Origin of the sequence: Gordonia soli NBRC 108243, from assembly GCF_000334455.1 — a bacterium.
Classification (GTDB): Bacteria; Actinomycetota; Actinomycetes; order Mycobacteriales; family Mycobacteriaceae; genus Gordonia; species Gordonia soli.
Genome location: NZ_BANX01000023.1, coordinates 132,817 through 155,459 on the forward strand (window position 1 = coordinate 132,817; position 22,643 = coordinate 155,459).

Genomic DNA, 22,643 nt, shown 5'->3' on the forward strand with positions numbered 1-22,643 from the left:
GCGGATGAACCCACACCTTCCGCCCCCGCCCGAACAGCCAGTGGTGCTGACGGGCGTCCGGGACGCCGATGCCTACATGCGGAGCAAGGGGTGGGGTCTGTTGATCCTGTCCGGTGTCGGCATCTACTTCATCACGATGATCGTCATCGGCGTCGCGACGATGAACGGCTACATCGGATACGCCGGTGCTGCGGTGTGTACTGCGATCGCGCTGCCGATCATCTACGTGCGCAAACGGAACACGCTGCGCGCGAGGTTCACCGGTCAGACCCTCGTGCTTTCACGGGAGGGGCTGGTGCGGGCCGACGACTGCATCCGAGTCGAGATGCGGTGGGATCGTATCCACACGATCCGTGATCAGAACTCGGCAGTCTCCACGGGGGGCGTCGGGATGGCCGGAATGTTGACCGCAGCCGCTGCGAATGCGACCAAACGTGATGTGTCACTGGCGATCATCGGTGAGGGAATGATCTCACCGGTTCCGGGTGCGCCGAGCGGCTTCCTCCGCCAACACGATCGGCGGACGGGTAGTCGGCTGCTCGACGGACAGTCGAGCGTCACGCCCAACGCGGTGATCTTTCCCGCCGAGTACGAAGCCGTGTGGACCAACGGTGTCGTAGGAGCATGGCTGCGGTACCACCGCCCCGATCTCCTGCGCTGACCGAAACCGAACCGCTCCCGCGACCTGATCTCGTTCCCGCGACCCCAGTCGAGGTCGCTTCGGCGAGATGAGGTCGCGCGAGTCCAGCCTGCTGGCCGTCGGCCGCTAGCGTCCGCCTTCGACGATGGCGCGTAGGAGTGGTTGGGCGGCTTGGGGGTTGGTTTCGTTGGTGGTGAGGAAGTGGTCGATCTGTTGTGGTGGGATCTGTCGGCCGGTGCTGGTGATGATCTGGGTGAGGGTGCGCAGGGTGATCTGGCGGTCGATGGCCCAGCTGATGGGGAGTTGTTCGGGTGGGGTCTGGGGTGCGGTGGGTGAGTGTTCCCAGTGGGTGCCGGTCCACCACCAGCAGATGGTGAGGGCGCTGTGGTCGATGGCGGGATGCAGGGCGGTCACCGGTAGCCAGTCGGGGGTGTCGGTGGTGATGACGGTGGGGTCGGCGGGTGTGGGGCTGGTCCAGGGCAGGCCGATTCCGGAGAGGACGGCGCGGCCGTCGGGTAGTGCGGTCAGTCGTAGGTCGTAGCCTTCGCGGCCGTTGCAGTAGAGGCCATCGGGGGTGACGCGGATGGGTAGTGAACCGTCGGCGCGTTCTTCGGGGAGTGCGAATGCGTAGACGAGGTTGGCGATGGCTGCCCAGCGTCCGGCCACGATCGGGAACGGAGGCATCGGCGGGATGGGGAGTGCGGGCCCGATGGCGGGGGTGTGCAGGGTGGCGGCTTGGCTGTGCCAGAGGTTGATGAGCCAGTCGGGTGTGGGGCGGGGGTAGTGCTGGAGGTCGCGGTGGTAGGCGTCCGGCGCGAGTTGTAGGTGTGGTGGTGGGGGTGTGGTGGGGTCGCCGAAGTCGGCTGTGGTGGCGGTGATGCGGGCGTACCACCAGGTGCCGGTGTCGGCGCGGTAGTGCAGTTCGCGTAGTCGGTGGAGGTGGCCGATGATGCTGTCGGCGACATCGCGTGGGGGTGGGCTCTGCCAGCGGATGGTGGAGGTGTTGGCGGCGATGGCGACGTCGACACTGTTGTTGCCGGCGACGAGGGAGTGTTGGATCGCGAGGATCTCGTCACGGATGAGGCCGGCGGGCCCGTCCCCGGTGGTGACGCCGATGTGGTGCAGGATCTCCCAGCCGGATAGGTAGTCGATGCTGGGACGGCGGCGTTGGGTGTTGTCGGGGAAACGGTGTGCCAGTTCGACGACTCGAACGTAGGAATCGACCGGTATGGGTTTGAAGGTGTGCTCGTTGCGCGCGATGACCCATTCACTGGCTTCGTCGACGGCGAACTTCCGGATCTCTGCGTCGGTCAGCGCCTTGCTGTTGCCGACCGTTGCGCATGCTACGACGAAGGCGTAGTCGCTCGGCGACTCCAACTCCAGAGCTGCGATTCGGATGGCCCTTGTCGCCTGGTCGGCTGCTGCCGGCGAACTCCACCATGAGTCTTCGTCATGCCATACGCAGAACTCCAGAGCATTGTCGAATACGGCTGGATCGAGGTGTTCGATGGTGAGCCAGTCCGGGGCCGCCGAGAAGAGATCGACTCCGGGCCGACGTCCGTGGTCGGCAGCTGTACCGATCTGGTTCGGCTCCAGGTCTGGGATACGAGCGCGCCCGGACAACACAGCCCGCGATTCGTCGACGAGTGTGATGGTGTACGAGAGCGATTGGGTGTCGGGCGACGAGATGCGCACCTTCGTCACGTCGCGATCGACTTCCACCGAGAAACCCGCGCCGAGCGCTCTGGTCAGAGCTCCGAACATAGCGGCCAGCAACAGCCGATTCCTCAGCGTGACGGGTCGGTCCTCGCGACGCCGGAACAGATCGACCGCCGCGGGTGCGCCTTCTCGAGGCCCCGAGAGCGCAGCTGTTTGATCGTCCACTCCGCGAAGTCGCGATGCCATCCACTCCGGGACGATCCTGCGTGGGTATCGAGCAAGTTCCCGGCGGTAGTCACCGGGTCGGTGCAACCACACGCCTTCCGCGGGTTCGTTCTGAAATGTCTTGCTCGTGAACGAGTATCGATCGGGACGATCGCCGGCGATGCGGAAGTAGAGCAATGCTCCGGTTTCCGGTGTGTATTCGAGTTCTCGGAGCCGATCGAACTGCGCGCGACATTCGGGCATGGTTCGAGCGGCAACACTGCGGCTTTCCACCACAGAACCAGCCCGATAGAAGCGACCGTCACCGATCAGCCGGTCGCCGACATAGGTCCACAGGAACGTGAACGAGTCGTAGCTCTCGACGCCGGCGGTGATCTGGCGGACGATCTCGCTCAGCAACGCCTGGGTTTCCCGGATCGGGTCTGTCATCTAGCGCCCCCGTCGGTTCGCGAACTCGAATCTGTGAACTGTCTGGCCTCCGTCGAAGGACATCTCAACGATATAGCTCTCCGGATAGGCTCCTGGCGGATCGCCGAAGACCTCCTCGCGTCGCCAGATGCCGGGTCGGTCGTGTTCGTCGGCCATCCCGGTGAACAGGTCCTCGACCAGGTAGCCCATTCCGTTACGGTCATGCTCTTCGGACCAACTCTGGTTGGTGTCATGGAACTCCATCGAGTAGAAGAAGATCTCGCTCGGGGCGCCCCACTCGTTTCGACTGGAGTGCCCGGCATTGAAATCGATTCGCCTGAGGTCGGGTGTGCCGGGCGGTAGCTCTGCATTGATCTGTGCGAGCACCTCGCTGGTGAGTTCGACTTCCTTCGACTTGCGCTGGAGATGATCGCGACGATACCTCTCTGACTCTCCGGTGACCTCCGCTGAGCCGTCGTACGCTACGAGCGCGCCATTCGAATCACGATGGTAGAAGCCACGATCAGTGACCACCGAGACGTTGTTCCATCGGTGCGAAACCAACGGGTTGGTGAAGTTCTGCTGCGGCACCATCGCGATGCCGGCGATGGTGCCGTCGTCACGCGTGTAGAACGACCCCGCGCCCTCCACCTGGTACCACGTGTTCGAGGCGAAGAGCGGGGAGTCGCCGTTGAGGCTCACGCCGCTGTTCCGTATGTACGCCTTGAACTCTCTTTGTGACATCACAACTGGTTCATGGTTGGCGTGGCTGAATGCTTCTGCGCGAATCGGAACCTCGATGCCGCGATCGTGTTGCGAGTAACTTGCGTCCCCGGCGAAACGACCGCTCGCTTGCACGTCTCGGACCCGGTCCGCAACTCCTGGATTGGGCTCGCTCTGGCTCGCCTGGTCTGCGATCCGATCGGTGTTCTCGGAGAGCCTGGTCTGGGGGAACTCAGAGTCGAACGGGCGATCTTCCCGACGAACCGGAGCGGAGTCCTCACTCTCGCCGAACCGGCGATCGTCCCCATGGGCGTCATCGTCGCGCCTCGTGTTCCCACGATCCTCCGCAGAGCGATCGGCGGCCGGTGAGACATCGTTGTCTCTGGTGAGCGGACGTTCGGCGGAGAGATCACGGTTGACGTAGATGACGTCGTTGACGTCGTGATGCCGTCGACTGAACTCCGGGGGCCAGCCGGTGATCCGTCCACTCTGCATGTCGATGACCCGGATGGTGCCGTCCATGTTGCGCGCCACATAGGCGTGGCCGCCTGAAGGCTTTCCGGCACCGTCGAGGTAGCTGGTCCCTATCACGGCCATCGCACCGTCGCCGCGGTCGAGGAGATGCGCACCGATCTGGTCGAATGTCGCAGCTTCTGAACGTCCGCCGGCGGCGTCCTCGAGGTCGCTCAGTCGCGATCCGGGCGACGTGGGGTCCGGGTGGGGCTCAGCATGTGTCGGGTTGCCGCGCAGGGTCTCGAAGAAGGCGTGAACGGATTGCACACAGTTGTTGAGGAAGCCGGGCTCGCCCCACCGACTGTTGATGAGCGGCAACCAGTCCGCAATGTTCTGCGCGGTGGGATCGATATCGCGGAACGACGTCGGTCCGTCCCCGGGACGATTCGCGTCCGTCCGGTCGCCGATACCGCTGTCGTCCGCCCGGTCGGCCGAGTGGTCTGGTGTGCCGTTCTCTTCTGACCGCGCACGTCCGTCGTCGGCGGACCGATCCGTGGGGGCCTCGCCGAAGCGATCGCCGGGCGATTCCCCGTCACGATCGTGACGGGCACCCGCACTCGTGTCGCGATCGCCAGCAGAATGGTCGGAATTGCGATCGTCGGCCAGCCGACGATCGCCCGCGTACTTGGCTGGGTCACGGTCCGGGGAAGTCTGATCTCGTGCACCATCATCGAACCGTGATCGATCATCAGATCCCGCAGTCCGAGTGACCGATTCATCATGACCAGGCGGACGGCTGCCGATTTGCGAGTCCGCGTCACGGGAACGTGGAGCGTGCCCGTCCAGGGTGTCAATCGGGCGCCGGAACTTCTCCGGTTCGCGCGGGCCCGTCCGAGGGCCAGAATCGGGCCCGTCCGTACCCCCTCGATGCGGTGCTGCGACAGGATCTTCTCCGGCTGCGATGCGACCGAAGTTCCGCAGCGACTCGGAACCGAGCTCGTAATATCCAGTGTGGGACATCAGATTGTCCAGCGGGAAGCTGAATCGCGACTGGGCCGCTATTCGTTGGGCGCCAAACGGTTCGATCGACGGATCGATCCCAAGTCCGGTGTTGAACACACGGCCGACCTGTGTAGTGTCGCTGGCGCCGAGCCAGGTGACGAAATCTCTCCCGGACGACGCGGCGTAGACGTTGTCACCGATACCGAACTGCGAGGCGTGGGTGACAGGTCCGGCGCCTGGTGACCCGAGCAGTGTGATGGTCTGGACATCCGATGCGAGCCTGCCTTCCGCGCCCGCGTAGCTGCTGGCAACGGATCCATAGCTGTGGCCGAAAATGTGATTGTCGGCAGGGCCGATGTCACCGACTGCGCGGCCGGCGTTGAAGGCCGCGACATCGCGCGCCAGAAGATGGCCTCCGGCCTCAGCCAGAGCCGTATTGGCCACGGCAGCAGAGCCTCGCCCGCTGGGCGCGTCGTAGCCGATCCAAGCAATCGATGCCGCCGAACCCTCACCGCCCAGTTCCGCTGTCGTTCGAAAGTAGTGGTTCCCGGCGTTGTCGAGGTTCGTACCCAGACTACGAATCATCGTGGTGAGTCCGGGAACGTGCCAGGAGACGGAAGTTGCAGAGTCGATGTCGCCGACAGCGGCGATGATTCTGCCCTGACCGTCGAACGCGCGTGGGTCGAGCCCAAGTAGGTGGAGAGGTGGCGCCATGCTATCGGTTCGCGCTGCCCGGCTCGCGAGCTCGAGTTCCGCCGCGCGGACGGCACTGTCGATCTTCTCGAGATGTCGAAGCTGAGCGCTCGGTGTGTCGAGGCCGTTCAAGAGCTGATCGATGAACCGGCTGATCCCTCGTTTCGGATTCTCAGCGGCCAGCTCGGCCATACTCCGGTCGACCGAGATCCGATTCGCAAGGTCCTTGTCGCGGGCCGCGATTCCGTCCGCGTTTCCGATCTCGTGTGGGTGTGTTCGGATCAGGGCATCGCGCTCCATCGGCGAGAGATCGTTCCACCAGCGCGCGTTCGCGTCGGCCAGCTCGCGTGCAGCGGCGACGTGGTCGCCGGCTCTGTCAGGCGGCATGAGTTCGCCGACGCGGTCCGGCGTGAGATCACGCTGCGCCAGCGCTTCCGCGGCACGCGCGCGTTCGGCGTCGGTAGCAGGGTGGTCCCGGCTGCCGGACAAGGATCGCTCATCCGACCGGTGGGGGCCGTGGTCGTCCGGGCCGATCCCATCTGGTCGGCCCGGGCCGTTGGGACGGTCGGGAGGGCCGCCGGGGCCAGCCGGGTCGGAACCGTCAGACGTGCGGCCACGCGCGTTGGGACCGTCGAGATGGGAGCCGAATCGATCGGACCGCGGCCGGGCTGCGGGGTCGGCGACCGACGAGCGAGACGCCGCATCGGCGGTGACGATCGATGCCGCGGCTGCCGCGACCGTGAGGTCTCCGGTGACACCATCGCCGAGTGCGGGCTCAGCGGACTCGCGTGCAGTCGGCACGCCGTCGGCGTCGACCCGGGGGGAGGATGTCCGGTCGACGCCGGCTCGCGCTCCATCCGTGGGCAGGGTGGGGGTGCGTGGCCCTGCCTGCGCCGAACGTGGTGTGTCCGCCGGGCGCGACGAATCTGTGGACCGGCCCGCATCGGGCGAACTGTTCACCGGTGCAGCGCGGTTGCCCTCGGCTGTCGGAGCTGTCCGGTCTGGGGTGGCCGTACTGCGGTCGGCCCCACCGGTCGGCGCTGCCCGATCGGCGGGCGCCGCAGTGCCGGGCGAGTGGTGCGTCGGCCCGACCGACGGCTGGACGTTGTCGCCGCCCGCCGCGCGCGGTGAGTCCGACAGGGGAGTGGTCGAATCGAACGATCGAGTGGAGGTCGGTGACGTGGATGCCGTCGAGTCGGCAGCGCGATCACCAGCAGTGGCGGAGGGCTCTGTCGTGCGCGAAACATTTTGCGTGTCAGCGTGATCTGGCGACCGCGCGGAGTCAGGCACCGTGGAGTTGTCCGGCGGGCGGGATGACTCCGGAGTTGCGTGCTCGGTGGGTGCGCTGTTTCCGGGCCCGGTGTCGTCACCTTGGGCGTGAGGTGCGTGCTCGGCAGGGGGAGCCGATGGAGGGGCGTCGTGTGTCGGGGAGGCGGTGTCCGGCGGAGGTGAATCCGAGGAATCTGTGCGCACCGTCTCGGCAGGCGAGGCGTTCTCGGCGTTGGGAGGTGGTCCGCCTGCGTCGTTCGTGGTGCTCGGTTGCGCTGTCTCACCGGAGTCAGGGCCGGGGGTGCTCGCCTCATTGTTGGTCGCGGTCGGGGCTGCGGACTCCGACTGTGCGGCCTGAGTTCCGTGATCCGACCCGTCACGACCGCTCGAAGAGGCTGTAGCGCCGGACGATTCGGAGTCTCCCCCACTGCGACCGCTGTTGTTGGAGCCGCCGGCTGCCGAACCGCTGTCGTCGCCTGATGTCGTGGCGCCGCGCTCCGAGCCAGGTGGTGCTGACTCCGGCGAGCCGGTTGAGTCGGTCGCCCCGTCGCGCGCTCCGCTGCTTCCGCCGTCACCGGTCCCATGACCGGCGCCGTCACCGGAAGCGGACGCGTCACCTGCGGGACGACCGAGAGCGTCGACCCCCGATGGCGGAGCCGACCCGTCGTGCGTGCCGACGTTGGATCCACCCCTACCCGGCGGATTGAATGCGCCACCGACCGCGCCGGCGGTCACCGCCTGCCAGGTGAACCCGTTTCCGGTGATCGCACTCGTGGTCGCGCCGACGAGGCCGTTGGTGGTGCCATCGGCGACACCGGAGACGATGCTGTCGGCCCACCTGTTGGCCGCCATGCCGATGTCGGTCATCGCCGGGCGCATGACTTTGCCGAGTGCGTGGCTCGCGGCCCCACCAGCGGCGCCCCCGGCCGCACCGGCGATCACACTCGTCCCGGCGGTCTCGAGGAACTGTCCGCCGTCGAAGGTCTTTCGACCGCCGGTCGCCAACTGGTACGCCTGGATGCCGGCGTCCTGGCCGGCGGCGAGCGCCGTGTTGACCAATGCGCCCATCGCTGCGCGCTTCGCCATCGCCACGAGGGCTTGCTTGGAGACCGTGGACGCGATGGCCGACAGCAATTCCTTCAACCCGATGCTGACGGCGGTTCGTGCGATGGCCTGGAACACCGGGATGGAGCTCAGCGAACCGCCGAAGGTTCCGAACGCAGCGGCGATTGCCCACGCGATCTGTGCGGCGGTGAGCACCAGAGTGCTGTAGAAGGCGATCTTGGTGTACTCGATGTTGGTGGCGGAGGCATCTGACATCTCGCCTGCTGCGCGCGCCGCCTCGGCGAGCTTCTCCACAGAGAGGTCGCCGTACACGAGGTCGTTGAAGACCTGTTGCAGGGCTTCGCTTGTCGCGCCTTCGAGGGAGTCCATGACCATCCGTGCGGACGCATCCATGTCTGGTCCCACGCCGTCGAGTTGGCCGGCCGCGTTCTCCCAGGCGTCCGCGATCCGTCGCATCGCATCTTCGTCGCCCTCGGGCCACTCCATCCCGATGATGTAGCCGAGCCAGGCGAGCTCGTGCGGGAATCCGATGGTCATCGCGGACCGTGCCGATCGTCAAACGCACTGTCGCAGTCACGGACTGTGGTGGCGTCGAGTGGTGTCACCTTGCCGTCGTCGGCGCAGTGGTAGTCGCCGGTGTGCGGGCTTGTGACGATGGTCCCGTGTGCTGACCTGGTGCCGATTGCGAGCGCGTCGATGGGGTGACGGTGGCCCTGGCCGAGGGTGAAGTACCAGGTGCGTTCGAGGATGTCGCGATCTGCGAGACGCCAAATCAATCGGTACGGATTCCGATCGCGGTGTACCGCTTCGCCGACCGCAGCGTCTCTGAATCGAGCAACATCCGGCCTGGTGCCGCCTCCGGCACGTGGCACAGCCTGTCGCGACAGCCATTGATAGAAGTACGGTTCGGTGCGGCTCCAGTAGCGGACTGACGGGCCGGCGCTTCCGTCTCGAACTGTCCCGGGACTTACCTCGATACGGTGCGGGTGTCCTGGCAGGACGACTTCATCGCGACCGATTCGCACATCCTCTGTCGCAGGGATCGAACCAAACCGTTGGAGAACCTCGGATGCTGAGTTACTGGGCTGGCCTACCCACGACCACTCGATGTCGAACGCCACACCGTTGTATTGCGCGGCGTGCTCGAATGGGTTGAAGCCCTCTGTCGCCGCCGCCGCCAGCGACCACAGACTCCCACCCTCACTGAATTCGAGATCTAGCCCCTCGAACAATGCCGCCCATTTGGTGGCCTCAAACAATTGGGTTGCTGCTATGGCGTCGGCTTTGGTCGGATTCAACGGGTTGGTGGTGGTGACCCATCCGCCGCGGTAGTCGGTGGTGGGGTTGGGTGGGACTCGGCGTCGGGCGTGGGGGATGAAGGAGAACATTCTCATCCGATGCTCACCGTCGATTCGTGCCGCTCATCGAAAGTGCTGTCGCACTCCCGAACTGTGGTGGCGTCGAGTGGTGTCACCTTGCCGTCGTCGGCGCAGTGGTAGTCACCGGTGTGCGGGCTTGTGACGATGGTCCCGTGTGCCGACCTGGTGCCGATTGCGAGCGCGTCTATTGGATGACGGTGGCCCTGCCCGAGCGTGAAAAACCAGGTGCGTTCGAGGATGTCGCGGTCATTGAGGGTCCACGTCAACGGATAGGGATGTGGGTCGGGGTTCGACGAACGTCCGACTGCCTGGTCCAGGAACTTGTAAATGTCTGAGACTTGAACGCCTGCACTGTTTACAACTGTCTGTCGGCCCTCCCAGCGATAGAAGAACGAAGTTGTACGGAGGGTGTACCGAAGTAGTCGTCGGCGCTCACGCATCGTCTCGGTGACCGGTGCAATGTTCAGCCGGTGTGCGAGCCCATCCATCGTCGGCCCGTACTCGCGAACGCTCACGATCGAGTCGATGGGCAGAGTCCGGAACTCAGCATGGAGATCCCGCTCCCATTCAACCGCCGGTAGTCGCCAGTTCCACGAAATCGCCAACACTGCTCCGTTGTGTCTGGCGTGCCACTCGAGTGGGTTGAGCCCCTCGCCTGTCGCAGATCGCGGCTCCCACGAGTGCGATCCTCGTTCGAACTCGAGCCCCATTCCTTCGAACAAGGCCGCCCATCTGGTGGCCTCGAACAATTGGGTGGCCACGATGGCGTCGGCTTTGGTCGGATTCAGCGGGTTGGTGGTGGTGACCCATCCGCCGCGGTAGTCGGTGGTGGGGTTGGGTGGGACTCGGCGTCGGGCGTGGGGGATGAAGGAGAACATTCTCATCAGATGGCCACCGTCGAGTCGTGCCGATCGTCAAACGCACTGTCGCAGTCACGGACTGTAGTGGCGTCGAGTGGTGTCACCTTGCCGTCGTCGGCGCAGTGGTAGTCGCCGGTGTGCGGGCTTGTGACGATGGTCCCGTGTGCTGACCTGGTGCCGATTGCGAGCGCGTCTGTGGGGTGACGGTGGCCCTGCCCGAGGGTGAAGTACCAGGTGCGCTCGAGGATGTCGGCGTCGCGGAGTCGCCAAACGAGGCGGAAGGGATGCGCGTAGCCGATCTGGTCCGTGCCAACCGCGCGAGCATTGAAGCGATAGACGTCGCGGACGGTGCCGAGACTCTCGTCGGTGATCTTCTGGCGGGATGCCCACCGATAGAAGTATGGCGACGTCGAATTCCAATAAGTGAGTTCGGTGCTCGGACCATCCGGGGAACCTGGCCCATCGCGCACCTCGATCCGGTGTAAGCGACCCGGTAGGAAGACCTCGTCGGCGCCTACGGTCAGACACTCGACCGGTATCTGCAACCTCTTCAGAGTTGCGGTTGCGTCCCTTCCGTCGCATCGCCATCGCCAGGTCAAGCTGCACGCAGACCCGTTCTTCTTCCCGCTGAAGTCGAATGGATTGAAGCCCTCGACGGTGGCCGCGGTTGGTCTCCACTGACTACCGCCACCGACGAACTCCAGCCCCATCCCCTCGAACAATGCCGCCCACTTGGTGGCCTCGAATAATTGGGTGGCCACGATGGCGTCGGCTTTGACCGTATTCAGCGGGGTGACGGTGGAGACCCATCCGCCGCGGTAGTCGGTGGTCGGGTTCGGTGGGACACGACGGATCGCGTGCGGCACAAACCACAGCATCCTCATCGCTGGCGTCCCCCGACGACTCTCACGACCGACCCTCACCCGAGTACGTTGTCCTGCGCCTGGAGTCTACGACCTCATCCAGTCGGATGCCCTCGTGGTCGAGGCTTCGTACTATGTCCGCATGACGTCTGGATCGTCGGGGACCCCGCGTCTGATCGGGGTGCCCGCTCCCTACCTGCAATGGGCTCGATGGGCTGCTGTCGGGGCGGTGGCCGCCGCATTGGGCCACGAGGCGATCGCCATCGCCGGGAACCGCATGAGCACCGGCGGCGACGATGTCGGTGGCACCCTGGTGCTCGGCGACCACGTCAGTGTCTTCTCGGGTGTCGTCGGACCGCATTCGACCGGCGATTCGGCAGACTTCACAGCCGACCTCGCGCCCCAGATCCGCGCAGGTGTCGACCATCGTCTGCGACGGGGCCGGATCGGCTGGTGCTGGTCGTGGGACGGTGAGTGGCACGACCTCGGTCAGACGTGTACCGACGGTCAGGTTGCCGGGAGTGTGCCACCGGGGTGGTCCACAACTCAAGCAGCGCAACAGATCTTCACGTTGATCGGCGAACCCGACCATCAGGATGGGCGGGATGCGGTCTTCGGATTGGTCCGACGCTGCGAGACCCGTGCCGTCACGCCCTATCGACTCCGTGACGTCGTATCCCGAGTCGCTGCCGACTCCGACCGCGGGATCGCGGTCCTGGCCGCTGCGGGTGTGCTGGGTGATGCTCCGGGAGTGGACGTCCCGGGTGTCGACGGCATCAGCGAGGCGGCTGCGTTGGCCGCGGTGCGGGACTGGCTCGCCCGCTCTGCCCTGGATCTCTCCGACTACCCGCCGGAGAACTTGTCGGCTGATCCACTCGAATTCGGCTGGCACATCACGAATCCGGTCCGATCCGGTTTCGGCGCCAACTTCGACAGGATCAGCTTCTACATCACCCATTCGGGTGAGCTGATCGAGTCGACCCGGATACGGGCCATCCTGCCGGAGCAACCGCAGGCGTTCGCTGACCTCTGCCGGAGGGCTCACTCCCGGTAGCAGCCGGCCATGCTCAGCTGGTTGAGCGCCCAATCGATGTCGAACCGATCGGCCGGCGCGAACAGGGACTCGACCAGAGTCCTTGTCACCGTCCCGGATTCGCATGCCGATACAAAGGCGTTGGCGGTCACGGTCAGCGTCTCCGACGGGTTGTCCGCCAGTACCCGGGCGATCACGTCGGCGGTGACGTCGGCTGCCCAGAACGCCGGCACCGCATCAGCGCATTCGTCCGACGGGGGTGAGTCACCCTTGAACCAGTGGCCGTCGGAGTACCAGTAGCAGAAGGTGAGGAGACCACCCTCGATCCGATTGTTCAGGGTCACGTTGGTGACCCACGCCGGCGCGCCACGATAGAGGTCCGGCAGCGAACCGCCGGAGAGGTAGGCGTCGGCGAGTTCCCGTGCATCCCAGACGCCTCCCGAGAGGATCGCTCGATCGCCGGGCAGTCGGACGAGTGTCGCGCCGCTGCGCTGGTTGCCCTCGAACCATCCGGTCGCAGGCAGGATGCGAGGCCCCGAAGGGCTCTGCAGGGCGACGAAGACGGACGAGATCGCGGCCCAACGGGTCCACACATCGTGCAGCGGCGGGAAGTCGTCGTCGCCGGAGGTGGGCGACACTCCTCTCGCCGAGTCGATGCGTGCGCGCTCTGCCGCGACCTGCGGGGTCCGGAGCTGACGACCTTCCTGAAAGGTGTGGGCCGCCAACCACAACGGGAGGCGGCGATCGCCATAGCGCTGGAGATCGGCGCGATACGCCTCGGCGGGGAACAGGAACTCCTCGCCGTACGGTTCGTCGCCGTAGTCATAGCTCACCGAGAGCTGGCCCTGCGGCGTCAGGTCGACGAGCAGGCGCAGCCACGGACCGGCCGGGACGGTGGCGGCGATGTCGCGCTGTTCGGCTAGCAGTGGCCAGACCTCGTCGGGAACCGGGACACGTACAGCCTGGCCGTCCACGTCGAAGGCGAGCCGGGAGGCCCGATGAGTGGGAGTCAACGCGATCACCGCGCCCAGGTGCCGCCATCCTGCGGGTGCGCGTTGCGCGAGGAGCTGGGCGATCTGCGCGTTCAGCGCCGACAATCGCTCCGACTGATCCGGAACCGCGGGAGCCGGTGCGGGATCGATGGTGAACGGTACGTCAGGGGTGTCGCTCGCCTGCTCGAAAGCCTGCTTGAACTGGTCCATGAAGGCACGTTCGTCTCGCCCACCACGTGGTTGGTTCACGCCGTGAGGCTAGCCATGCCGCGTCGAGGCACGCAACCGGTCGTCCGGTCGGATGACATCGCGTTGCGGAACGGACCGGCAGCGAACATCATGGACGATGCGTGGGGTCTGTACATGACGGTTTCGATGGTCGAGGGGAAGACATGTCCGGTACGACGAGCGTCAACTTCGAACAACTGCGATCGGGTGCGCGAAGCCTCAAATCCGCGTCGGATCGGATCGACGAGATCAAGTCCGAGTTGCAGTCGGCGTTGGCCGCCGAGGGACAGGCGTGGGGTACCGACAAGCCGGGTTCCACACACAGCGTCGGATACGACGAGCAGACCCAGAAGAACCTCGACGGCGTCGAGGACCGCTTCGAGGCCACGGCGAGCTACGCAGACGCGATCGAGGGGGCGGCCACCAACTTCTTCAACCGGGAAGACGCCAACTCGCAGACCTACCGGGCCTGAACGGATCGGACGCCTCAGGGCTCACCTGCCGATGCGAATCCGCAACGGTCGCTTCACTGGCGCTGCAGCATGCCGAGAACATTGTCCAGTGCTGAGTTGACATCGCCGACCTCGATCCGCATCAACGCTTCCTCGTCGAGCTCGTCGATGTCGACTTCGCCTGTGCTGAGCCGGTATTCGCGCTCCTCCTCGGCCGACTCGATCACGTTCCGGATGAAACGTCCGTTACCCGCCAGGTCGATCGCCCGCCGCACCTGACCGCTCTGATCGGCCTGGGTCGATTCGTACAGCGGTGTCATCCGGCTGACGAGGGCGTCGTATGCCGCGTCGGAGATCACCGAATCGCGACGCTTCGCCATCAGTCTCCCGATGGCGGCCAGCTCGTCGGGAGCGTACGAATCGAATCGCACGCGCTTGGAGAAGCGGGACGCGAGGCCGTCGTTGGAGGCCAGGAAACGATCGATCTCGCCGTCGTACCCTGCGATGATCACGACCAGCCGATCGCGATCGTTTTCCATCCGCGCGAGCAACGTGTCGACGGCCTCGCGGCCGAACGCATCGCCGCCGGACAGTCCGGATTGGATCAGCGTGTAGGCCTCGTCGACGAACAGGACGCCGTCCATTGCCCGGTCGATGAGAGCGCCGGTCTTGATGGCCGTCGAGCCGAGGTGCTCGCCGACGAAATCACGCCGACTCGCCTCGACGACGGCATCGGTCTTGAGAATCCCCAGGCCGCAATAGATCTTGGCCACCACGCGTGCGATGGTGGTCTTGCCGGTACCGGGCGGCCCGGTGAAGGCGAGATGCTGGCTGCGCGCGGCGCTGGACAGCCCGCGATCGGCGCGGACCTTGGCGAGCGCTGCCGCCGACTGGAGCTTGGCGACCTGCTCCTTGACCGACTCGAGGCCGATCTGCTGGGCGAGTTCGGCGCGTGCCTCGTCGAGGAGAGCCGTGTTGCTCTCCTCGTCGACCGGAGCCGTCTTCGGCACCGACTCCGGATCCCATTTGTCGGTCCGCGAGTCGATCTCCTCGCGGGTCACCACCTGGATACGGAACTTGGGATCGTTCAACGCCTTTGCGTTGTCCGTGAAGTCGGGTTGGAGCGAATAGACGGTCTCGAACACCGCCCGGGCCTCCGACTCCTTGCCCATCTCACGCAGGCAGAGGCCACGCGTGTACATGGCCGCGGTGGCCGCCGCGGGTATCGGCCCCTCCTCTGCAGCTTCGAGGCGTTTGACGGCCTCTCCGAACAGGCCGAGCTGGGCGCAGGCGGTACCGACCATGACGTTGCCCGCTGCGAGCATGTACTCGTCCGACCAGCCGGTCGTGGATCGCAAGGAGGTCAACACATCCGGCCACCGCTTGGTCCGGAAGTGGAGCAGACCCCGCGCGTACGCGACGATCGGTGGCACCCCGGCGGCATCGACAGAGTCCAGCGCCAGCTCCGCGCCGGCGTGGTCTCCCTCGGCGATCATGCTGCACGCGTAGGCGGCTGCGGCCTCGACCGGATCGGAGACGGGGTAGTCGATGTAGAGGCCGGTCGGAACCCGGCCGAACAGGGTGCGCGGTGGCAGACCGAGACGACGCTGCTCGGTGAACAGCATGTCGCGATATTTGTAGATGTTGAACAGCACCTCGGACGAGTTGTCGCCGGTCGCCAAGCGGCCGAGCCACGCGTCGGCCATCATGGGTGCGAACTCCGTGGCGCGCTTGAACGCCAGAGACGCGTACCGCTGGTCGCGTGTCGTCTCCTGGCCGTCGACCGGGATGCCCCAGGCGAGCACGCCGGCATCGAAAACGCGTCGCGCCTGCATGATGTCAGCCATCGTCGCCTCTACTGGTTCGGCTGGTCGGTGGTGATCGCGAAGTCCTCGGCCACGGTCGCGGCGAGTTCGACGAAGGACCGACGGGTCAGCCGGTCCATCAACGCGAGGTCGACCTCGGCACCCTCGGCCAGGTGGTCGTCGTACGGAACCACCTGGACCGCGCGGGTGCGGGCGAGGAAGTGCTGTGCCAACTGCTCGATGTCGATGTTCGCACCGCCGCGACGGGGCGCCGTCAGGACGACGACGGCGCGAGAGACAAGGTGGCCGTAGCCGTGAGCCTCGAGCCAGTCCAGCGTCGCGCTGGCGCTGCGGGCGCCGTCGAGTGCGACCGTCGACACCAGGATCAACGACTGGGCGAGGTCGAGAACGCCGTCCATGGCCGAATGGGACAGACCGGTACCGCAGTCGGTGAGGATGATGTTGTAGTACCGCTGCAGGATTCGCATGACGCTGCGGTAGTCCTGCTCGCCGAAGGTCTCGGCGGTGGCCGGATCACGCTCGGAGGCGAGGACTTCGAGTCGGCTGGTGGCCTGCGAGGTGTGCCTGCGGATGTCGGAATACCGGAAGATGGAATCGTCGAGCAACACGTCACGGACCGTCGATGCCGTCTGCAACCGGACTCGTTGCGAGAGTGTGCCGAGATCGGGATTGGCATCCACCGCGATCACCCGATCACCCCGGAGATCGGCGAAGGTGGAGCCGAGACCGACTGTGGTGGTGGTCTTCCCGACACCACCTTTCAACGACAGCACCGCGATCCGGAAATCGCCGCGGACCGGTGCGTTCAACTGCCGGACGAGCTCGTCGTAGTAGACGGTCTTCTGCGACTCGCCCGGGTTGATCACGCCACCGGAGATGCGATGTACGGTGCGGCGCCAGCCCGCCTGCGGTGCGCGACGCGCCTTGCGGACGAGAGCTGCCGAGTCGAGTGTGTTGCCCGGCTGCGGAGGACCGAAACCCGGTGGGCCGAACTGAGGACGTCCGGGCCCGGGGCCGAAGTGCTGGTTGGGAGCGTCGGGCCGCTGACCGGGGTGGGGGCCAGGGGCCGGATAGCGACCCGGCGGCGGACCGCCCTGCGGGTATCCCTGGGGTGGGTACTGCTGCGGGGGATACTGCTGCGCGGGATATTGCTGGGGCGGAGGGTAGTTGGCCGGCGGCGGCCCGGGCGGGAACTGTCCCGGTGGCGACTGCGGCGGTGCGAACGGGCGCGGCGGATAGGGCGGCTGACCCGGTGGAGGGCCCTGGACCGGTTGCGACGGGGGCGAACCCGGGTCGGCGAAACCGGACGCCGGGGTGTCGAGCTCGTCATCGGTGTCCGAGTGCCGACCGGCGGTCTCCGGGACCGATGGCGACGACTGCTCGTCCGCCGGCGTCTGCGGCGGGGCGGATGCGCCACCGAGGGGAGACGGCGGTACCCCGGCTCCGGGGTAGCCGACGGGGGTGATCAGCTCGGTCGGGTTCTCGGCAGCCCGGTGACCGCCGGACGGAGGTGCGGCCTCGACGTCAGGTGGGGACGTGACGTCCGGCCGCCCAGGCACCACGTGGAGCGGGCGACGCCCGGTTTCGGGACGCCCGGTTTCGGAAGGCGCGCGGCTCTCGTCCTGTTCCGGGCGCCGTGACGACTCGTCCGGCTCGTCACCTGCACTCGGCGCCGACGGGACATTGCCCCCCGCGAGCCACGGCGGGGTGGCCGGCAATCGGTTCTTGTCAAACGTCACGGCTGTCCTCGCATCTCCCCTGTCTACGAACCAGACCCTACAACTGTGCCCGACGTGGGGCTCAATGGCGATTCCGCTGGTCGAACGACGGACCCGATGCTACGACGCACCTACCATTGCGCGGTAACGATGTGCGAGCATCGCGGTCGACCGACTGGTGACCGCTGGAGGGGGACGAGGTGACGACTGCTGCCAGCAGGGACGGCGCATTGAAGGTGGTCACGACCGAACAAGGACTGCCGACGTCGTTGACTATCGACGACTCCCAGCTCCGTCGGGATCCCGCGATCCTGGCCAGGGACGTCCTGAAACTGTGCCGTCAGGCTGCGCAGCGTGCCGGTCTGGAACGACGCGCGCAGATGGTCGCAGACGGGGTTCCCACGCATGTCATCGATCTGTTCGGACTGCCGACCCCGGAGGACGTCGCGCGCGAGGAGATCGTCGGCGAAGTCGAGGACGACTACGAGACCGGCAGCTGGATGAGGTCGTCATGAGTTGGGCGATGGACGAGCTGGAAGCCCGTGCGCGGCGGCAGCTCGACAAGCTGTCCGATGTCAACGAAAGACTCAGCGGGATTCGGGTGTCGGAGACCTCACCTGACGGGGAGGTCACGGCCGAGGTCGACGGGAACGGCGCGCTGGTCGACCTCACCTTTTCCGATCGGCTCTCCCGGTTGTCCGGCAAGCAGGTCTCGCAACTGGTGATCGCAACCGCCAATGTGGCGTGTCAGAAAGCCTTCACCGAGCGCGCACGAATTCTCCAAGAATTCACCGAGGAATTCGCCGGCTTGGTCGCGCCGCCCGGAACCGGCCACAACCACTCTGCGGCGGAAGGCGCTGAGGGGTAAGGTCATCTCTCGGCAACGCACCGGGATGGTGATCCGGGTTCGTGGGGATCGCGAAGCCGTCCCGTGGTTGACAATCCGTGTCGCTCGTTCGAATGACAGCCCGAGCGATGTGGTCGAATCGTGGGATACGGTTCGGTTCGGTCAGGCCATGAACGAACGGGGGCTTCATGAGTAACGTTGTTGCAGATGCAGCCGGGATCTCGGCATACGGAAGTACCGAGGCGGCGGTTGCAGCTCAGATCGCAAGTGCGGGCGGGATCAATGTCGCGGCGGTCGCCGGGATCTTGACCCCTGTGTTCGGGGCCCTCGGCACCGAACATCTGATCGCGACCTTGATCGCGATGTCGACCAATCTGTTCGAGACGGGTCAGGTCTCCGCAGTGCACGCCGGTCAGGCGGCAGCCGCATACGGATCCGCCGCTGCCTACACCGCAACCGACCTCGGCGACGCGGCCGAGTTCGGCGCCATCGGCCTCAACCTCTGACGTGGTCGCTCCGCACGTAGCGCATCCCGATGTCTGAATCCGGTAGCCCTCCGTTCGAGAGCACCAATTCGCTGGTGCCCGCACCGATCGACCAATCGTTGATCGACATGCTCCAGAACTCGCCCCTGGGGCCGATCCTGGACACGCCGGTCAGCCAGGTGCTGGATCGGATGAACCTGCCACCGTTGCCGCAGCCGCCACCGCCGATGCCGCCTATGCCCGGATTGCCGCCTTTTCCGGCAATCAACATCGAGGATCTGTTCAAACCGCTTGCGGATCTGGCCAATTCGCTGGGCAGCGGCAACCTCGCGGCGAGTGGGTTCGATCCCACCCAACTCTTCAGCGGTCTGTCGCAGATCATGCAGATGAGCATCCAGATGGCCACAGGTGCGCTCAGCGCCGCGGACCAGATGTGGCAGGGCCAGGCAGCGACTGCGAACACGGCGAAGTCGACGACGGTCGCGGCCGAGGGGGCGGCAGTCGGTGCGAAGTCCGCCGACATCGCACTCAACACCCAGATCGGTGCGGGCGTGGTGATGACCGGTAATACCGCAATGGAAGCGGTGATCGCCAAGTTCATCGCGTCGGCCAGTGCCGCCATGGCCGGCATCTGGACCCCCATCGGGCAAGGCGCCCTGATCGCTGCCGCGACAACCGCATTGGCGGAGGCGATCACGGTGATCACCGACACCAAGGCCGCCCTCGCGCCGGAGACGGTGAAGCAAGGTGTCAACGGTCAACAGATCCCGATCACGGGCGCGCCGACCAGTCCGTCGCCGTTCGGTGTCGCCACGCAGGTCCTGCAGGCAGTCGGCCAGCCGCTCAGCAGCTTTGCCGGGCAGGGGCTCTCGATGATGGGGACGATGACCAAGCAGCTCACCGCGGCTGCCGGCAACACGCCGGGCGCACATCACGGCTCGAAGGATTCGCCTGCGATCGGCCCCGGCGCTCACGGAGGCGCGCACGGCGGCAAGGGCGACGCCAAACACAGTGGTGGCGGCGGCGCCAAGGGCGGTGGCGGCGGAGGAGCCGGCGGCGGTGGAGGCGGAGGTTTCGGCGGCTCGTCGACTCCGTTGCAACCACGATCTGCGGTCGCAGGTCTCAATGTGGCCTCGGCGGAACCCACGTCCGCTTCGTCGCCGCAGTCCTCCGGAAACGGTGGACGCGCGACCTCGACGTCGAGTGGCGGCATGATGCCGATGGGCGCGGGAGCCGCCGGAGCTGCCGGGGCCGCGCGTGGTGCCGGCATCGACGACGGACACGGATCACCGGACTTCCTGGTCACCGCCGACCACGGAAGCGAAGTCGTCGGGGAGATGCCGGGGACGGCTCCGGCCGTTCTCGGCGAGGACACACGGGTGACGTCGGATGGCGATCCACCGGACGTGGACCTGCGGCTCTGACTCATCCGTTCGGCGGACAACAGCGTGACACGACGGCCACGACACGAAACGATCGACGTCAACGACACCACGGAGGGCACGACGATGAGTGAGAACCAGCTATCGGTCGAACCGGGCGAACTGCGTTCGTCGGCAGCTAAACTCGATGCACTGGCACATCGGCTCGAGACGACCCTGGCCAACCAGTCGCACAATCTCACGGTGACCGCCTCGGGCACCGATGAGGTGTCGGTGCGGGCTGCGGACAGCTTCAATGCAGTCGCCGGCGACTTCACCGCCGACGGCGGCCAGGCGGCGCAGGAACTGCGCAAGATCGCGGCGGTGCTGCGCCTGCAGGCCGCCAACTACGGGCGCGCCGAGGATTCGAACACGGAGACGTTCCTCGCCTGAGGACGCAGCCGGACGAACGGGTTGGGGAGTAGGACATGATCGTCGGTTTCACCGGTGTCATCTGGGAGGCGCGAACCGCTGAGCGGCTCGCGCATGACCTGCATGACGGCCGGGGGCCCGTGCAACTGGCCGAGAGTGGTTTGGCCTGGGGCACTGTGGCCGCCGAGATCGCCGAGGTCGGTGTCGAGTACGGCAAGATCCTGGCCGGCCTGGGTGTGCACTGGGACTCGCCGACCTACAACCACGCGTTCGAGAAGCTCACCCAGCTGGTGCCCTGGTTCGCCGATGCCGCCGGTCACGCCGTGCAGACTGCGGCACGCGCCGAACAGCAGGCGGCGGCGACCACGGTTGCGCTGACCGCGATGCCCAATCCGATTGAGATCCAGGCGACCAAGGATGTGAGCGAGGCGCTGTCGAAGGTGCACATCGCCGCCGGTTCGCCGCTCGTCGCGGCGGCCGCCAACACCGAACGCGCGCAGCAGGATCAGATGCAGCGAGCCTCTCGGGTGATGGAGAGTTACGAGCGGGCCACCACGCCGGTGTCGACGCCGTGGAAGCACGCTGCTCCACCGAAGATCGTCTCGCCGGCCGCACTGCGCGCGGAGGAGGCAGCAGCGAAGGAAGCAGCGGAGAAGGCTGCTGCCAAGCCCGGCGGTTCCACCGGTGCATCGGCGGGAATGGTCCCGATGACCGGGCTCGGCGGTTTCGGCGGCGCTGTGGCGCCGCGTGAGAAGTCGAAGTACGCGACCACCGGCCTCGCCGGTGTGTCACAACAGCCCTCGGTGGTCAGCAACGGAGTAGTCGAGCCGACGCGACCGTCGACGACCATCCCGATGGCACCGGCCGCAGGCGCGGCCGGAGCCGCCGCGGGGGCGCATGGTGACGACGAGGCGCCTCGCCGGCGCACCGAGCCGACGGCGAGTGGAGCGTCGGCCAGTGACGTGAACCTCCCCGCAGGATGGGTGGAGGCCGGTCAGCAGGACTCCGAGGTCACCTGGGCCGACGTGGCGGGTCGTTACGGCTCCACTCCGGGCGAACCGGCCATGCTCGCCGGCGAGGGTGTGCTCAACCTCGACGCCGACCGCGTCGTCCCGGCTGTGCTCGGTGCTCCAGACCGGGACGGCGGATCATGATGTACGGCACCATGTCCGATGTCCGAGCAGCACTGTCGGTGGACGCATTGTGGCGGGTCGGGGAGTTGCTCGACGTCCAGACCTGGCCGGCGGTCCTGGATCTCCGTGCCCGACACGACACCGTCGAGGCCCATCATGCGGCCGCGACCCGGGCCGAACAGGAACTCGCTGCCGCCGGACTCGTTCGCCACGGCGCGGTCGACGATGCGCTGACCCTGGCGGTCCGCACGGTCGCCGATCCTGAATCCCAGTGTGAAGCACGCATCTTCGGGGCGGATGGCATCCGTCGGGTCTCACTCACGCGACGCGGACTCGACCATGTTCTGGTGCTCCGGAAGGACGAGTCGATCACCATCGAGACGGTCTCGATCGACGGCACCGCAACGCTGGCCGCGCGCATCGCCGCGTGTCTCGGTCCGGCTGAACCTGCGGACGTCGGTGCGGTGAGCGCGCCGACCGCAGAACTCGCCTCTCGTCTCGACAGTTGCACCGACGCTGGAGAGTTCGCCGACACCTTGTCGGCGATCGGTGTCGATCGCCGGGAGGCGGTCGTCTACGGCGCAGCATTCGCCGAGCGTCACGGTTATGCCGAGATAGTCGCCTCCGAGTTCGTCGAGGGGCGCACCCAACAGTCGTCTGGTTCTGTCGCCGTCTACGAGACCGTCCGCGGTCGAGTGGTGGCCAGTCCCAGTTGGTCGCCGGATGGGCAGATGTGGACCACGTTGTCTGCAGGTTCGGCGCACCGCATCAAGCAGGCCATCGGTCTGCTGGTGGAAACCTTGCCGAACCGACGGTGGATGCCGTGACCGTGGGCGGGGGAAGAGGAACACAACTGCGGTCGCGTCGCGCGGCTGGAGACACCAACTAGAACGATGG

The 22,643-nt window shown here is 66.3% G+C and carries 18 protein-coding genes; 10 read left to right on the forward strand and 8 right to left on the reverse strand.

Features of this window, described 5'->3' with window-relative positions:
- Positions 1-4 precede the first annotated feature (4 nt).
- Positions 5-661: a hypothetical protein gene (locus tag GS4_RS15745; RefSeq protein ID WP_051989741.1), complete on the forward strand. Its 657-nt coding sequence runs from the start codon at positions 5-7 to the stop codon at positions 659-661.
- A 105-nt stretch (positions 662-766) separates the two neighbouring features.
- Here the strand turns inward: GS4_RS15745 and GS4_RS15750 are convergent, their stop codons facing one another.
- From GS4_RS15750 to GS4_RS15770, 5 genes are read right to left on the reverse strand one after another with little or no spacing between them, the layout of a single operon-like run.
- Positions 767-2,953: a hypothetical protein gene (locus tag GS4_RS15750; RefSeq protein ID WP_007622273.1), complete on the reverse strand. Its 2,187-nt coding sequence runs from the start codon at positions 2,951-2,953 to the stop codon at positions 767-769.
- Positions 2,954-8,674, reverse strand: coding sequence for an alpha/beta hydrolase (locus tag GS4_RS15755; RefSeq protein WP_007622275.1), 5,721 nt, complete (start codon positions 8,672-8,674; stop codon positions 2,954-2,956).
- The gene (locus tag GS4_RS15760; RefSeq protein WP_007622277.1) at positions 8,671-9,525 is read right to left on the reverse strand and encodes a hypothetical protein; all 855 of its coding nucleotides are present in this window, start codon (positions 9,523-9,525) and stop codon (positions 8,671-8,673) included. The genes GS4_RS15755 and GS4_RS15760 overlap by 4 nt, the downstream gene beginning before the upstream one ends.
- A gap of 2 nt (positions 9,526-9,527) precedes the next feature.
- Positions 9,528-10,400: a hypothetical protein gene (locus GS4_RS15765; RefSeq protein WP_007622279.1), complete on the reverse strand. Its 873-nt coding sequence runs from the start codon at positions 10,398-10,400 to the stop codon at positions 9,528-9,530.
- Positions 10,400-11,242, reverse strand: a complete 843-nt coding sequence (locus tag GS4_RS15770) for a hypothetical protein (protein WP_007622281.1) — start codon at positions 11,240-11,242, stop codon at positions 10,400-10,402. The genes GS4_RS15765 and GS4_RS15770 overlap by 1 nt, the downstream gene beginning before the upstream one ends.
- Positions 11,243-11,381: 139 nt before the next feature.
- Between GS4_RS15770 and GS4_RS15775 the strand changes: the two genes are divergently transcribed.
- Positions 11,382-12,293: a type 1 glutamine amidotransferase family protein gene (locus tag GS4_RS15775; protein WP_157226640.1), complete on the forward strand. Its 912-nt coding sequence runs from the start codon at positions 11,382-11,384 to the stop codon at positions 12,291-12,293.
- Here the strand turns inward: GS4_RS15775 and GS4_RS24845 are convergent.
- The gene (locus GS4_RS24845; RefSeq protein ID WP_157226641.1) at positions 12,281-13,513 is read right to left on the reverse strand and encodes a hypothetical protein; all 1,233 of its coding nucleotides are present in this window, start codon (positions 13,511-13,513) and stop codon (positions 12,281-12,283) included. The two genes, GS4_RS15775 and GS4_RS24845, sit on opposite strands and share 13 nt — an antisense overlap.
- Before the next feature lie 143 nt (positions 13,514-13,656).
- On the opposite strand from GS4_RS24845, the gene GS4_RS15785 reads away from it, so the two are divergent.
- A complete protein-coding gene (locus GS4_RS15785; protein WP_007622287.1) occupies positions 13,657-13,965 on the forward strand; it encodes a WXG100 family type VII secretion target in 309 nt (102 codons plus the stop codon).
- A 53-nt stretch (positions 13,966-14,018) separates the two neighbouring features.
- Here the strand turns inward: GS4_RS15785 and eccA are convergent, their stop codons facing one another.
- The gene (eccA, locus tag GS4_RS15790; RefSeq protein ID WP_007622289.1) at positions 14,019-15,791 is read right to left on the reverse strand and encodes a type VII secretion AAA-ATPase EccA; all 1,773 of its coding nucleotides are present in this window, start codon (positions 15,789-15,791) and stop codon (positions 14,019-14,021) included.
- Between the two features lie 8 nt (positions 15,792-15,799).
- A complete protein-coding gene (locus GS4_RS25975; RefSeq protein WP_007622291.1) occupies positions 15,800-17,509 on the reverse strand; it encodes a MinD/ParA family ATP-binding protein in 1,710 nt (569 codons plus the stop codon).
- 179 nt (positions 17,510-17,688) lie between these two features.
- Between GS4_RS25975 and GS4_RS15800 the strand changes: the two genes are divergently transcribed.
- The 7 genes from GS4_RS15800 to GS4_RS15830 all read left to right on the forward strand — a co-directional run bounded on the left by GS4_RS15800 (position 17,689) and on the right by GS4_RS15830 (position 22,573).
- Complete coding sequence (locus GS4_RS15800) at positions 17,689-18,003, forward strand: YbaB/EbfC family nucleoid-associated protein (RefSeq protein ID WP_007622293.1); 315 nt, start codon at positions 17,689-17,691, stop codon at positions 18,001-18,003.
- Between the two features lie 8 nt (positions 18,004-18,011).
- A complete protein-coding gene (locus GS4_RS15805; RefSeq protein ID WP_051989742.1) occupies positions 18,012-18,356 on the forward strand; it encodes a YbaB/EbfC family nucleoid-associated protein in 345 nt (114 codons plus the stop codon).
- Between the two features lie 167 nt (positions 18,357-18,523).
- The gene (locus GS4_RS15810; protein WP_007622297.1) at positions 18,524-18,841 is read left to right on the forward strand and encodes a hypothetical protein; all 318 of its coding nucleotides are present in this window, start codon (positions 18,524-18,526) and stop codon (positions 18,839-18,841) included.
- Between the two features lie 29 nt (positions 18,842-18,870).
- The gene (locus GS4_RS25935; protein WP_040510704.1) at positions 18,871-20,244 is read left to right on the forward strand and encodes a hypothetical protein; all 1,374 of its coding nucleotides are present in this window, start codon (positions 18,871-18,873) and stop codon (positions 20,242-20,244) included.
- 84 nt (positions 20,245-20,328) lie between these two features.
- Entirely contained in the window at positions 20,329-20,634 is a 306-nt protein-coding gene (locus GS4_RS15820) for a PE family protein (RefSeq protein WP_007622303.1), read from the forward strand.
- 35 nt (positions 20,635-20,669) lie between these two features.
- Positions 20,670-21,767: a PPE domain-containing protein gene (locus GS4_RS15825; RefSeq protein ID WP_007622305.1), complete on the forward strand. Its 1,098-nt coding sequence runs from the start codon at positions 20,670-20,672 to the stop codon at positions 21,765-21,767.
- A gap of 11 nt (positions 21,768-21,778) precedes the next feature.
- Positions 21,779-22,573, forward strand: a complete 795-nt coding sequence (locus GS4_RS15830) for an ESX secretion-associated protein EspG (protein ID WP_245555702.1) — start codon at positions 21,779-21,781, stop codon at positions 22,571-22,573.
- Positions 22,574-22,643 lie beyond the last annotated feature (70 nt).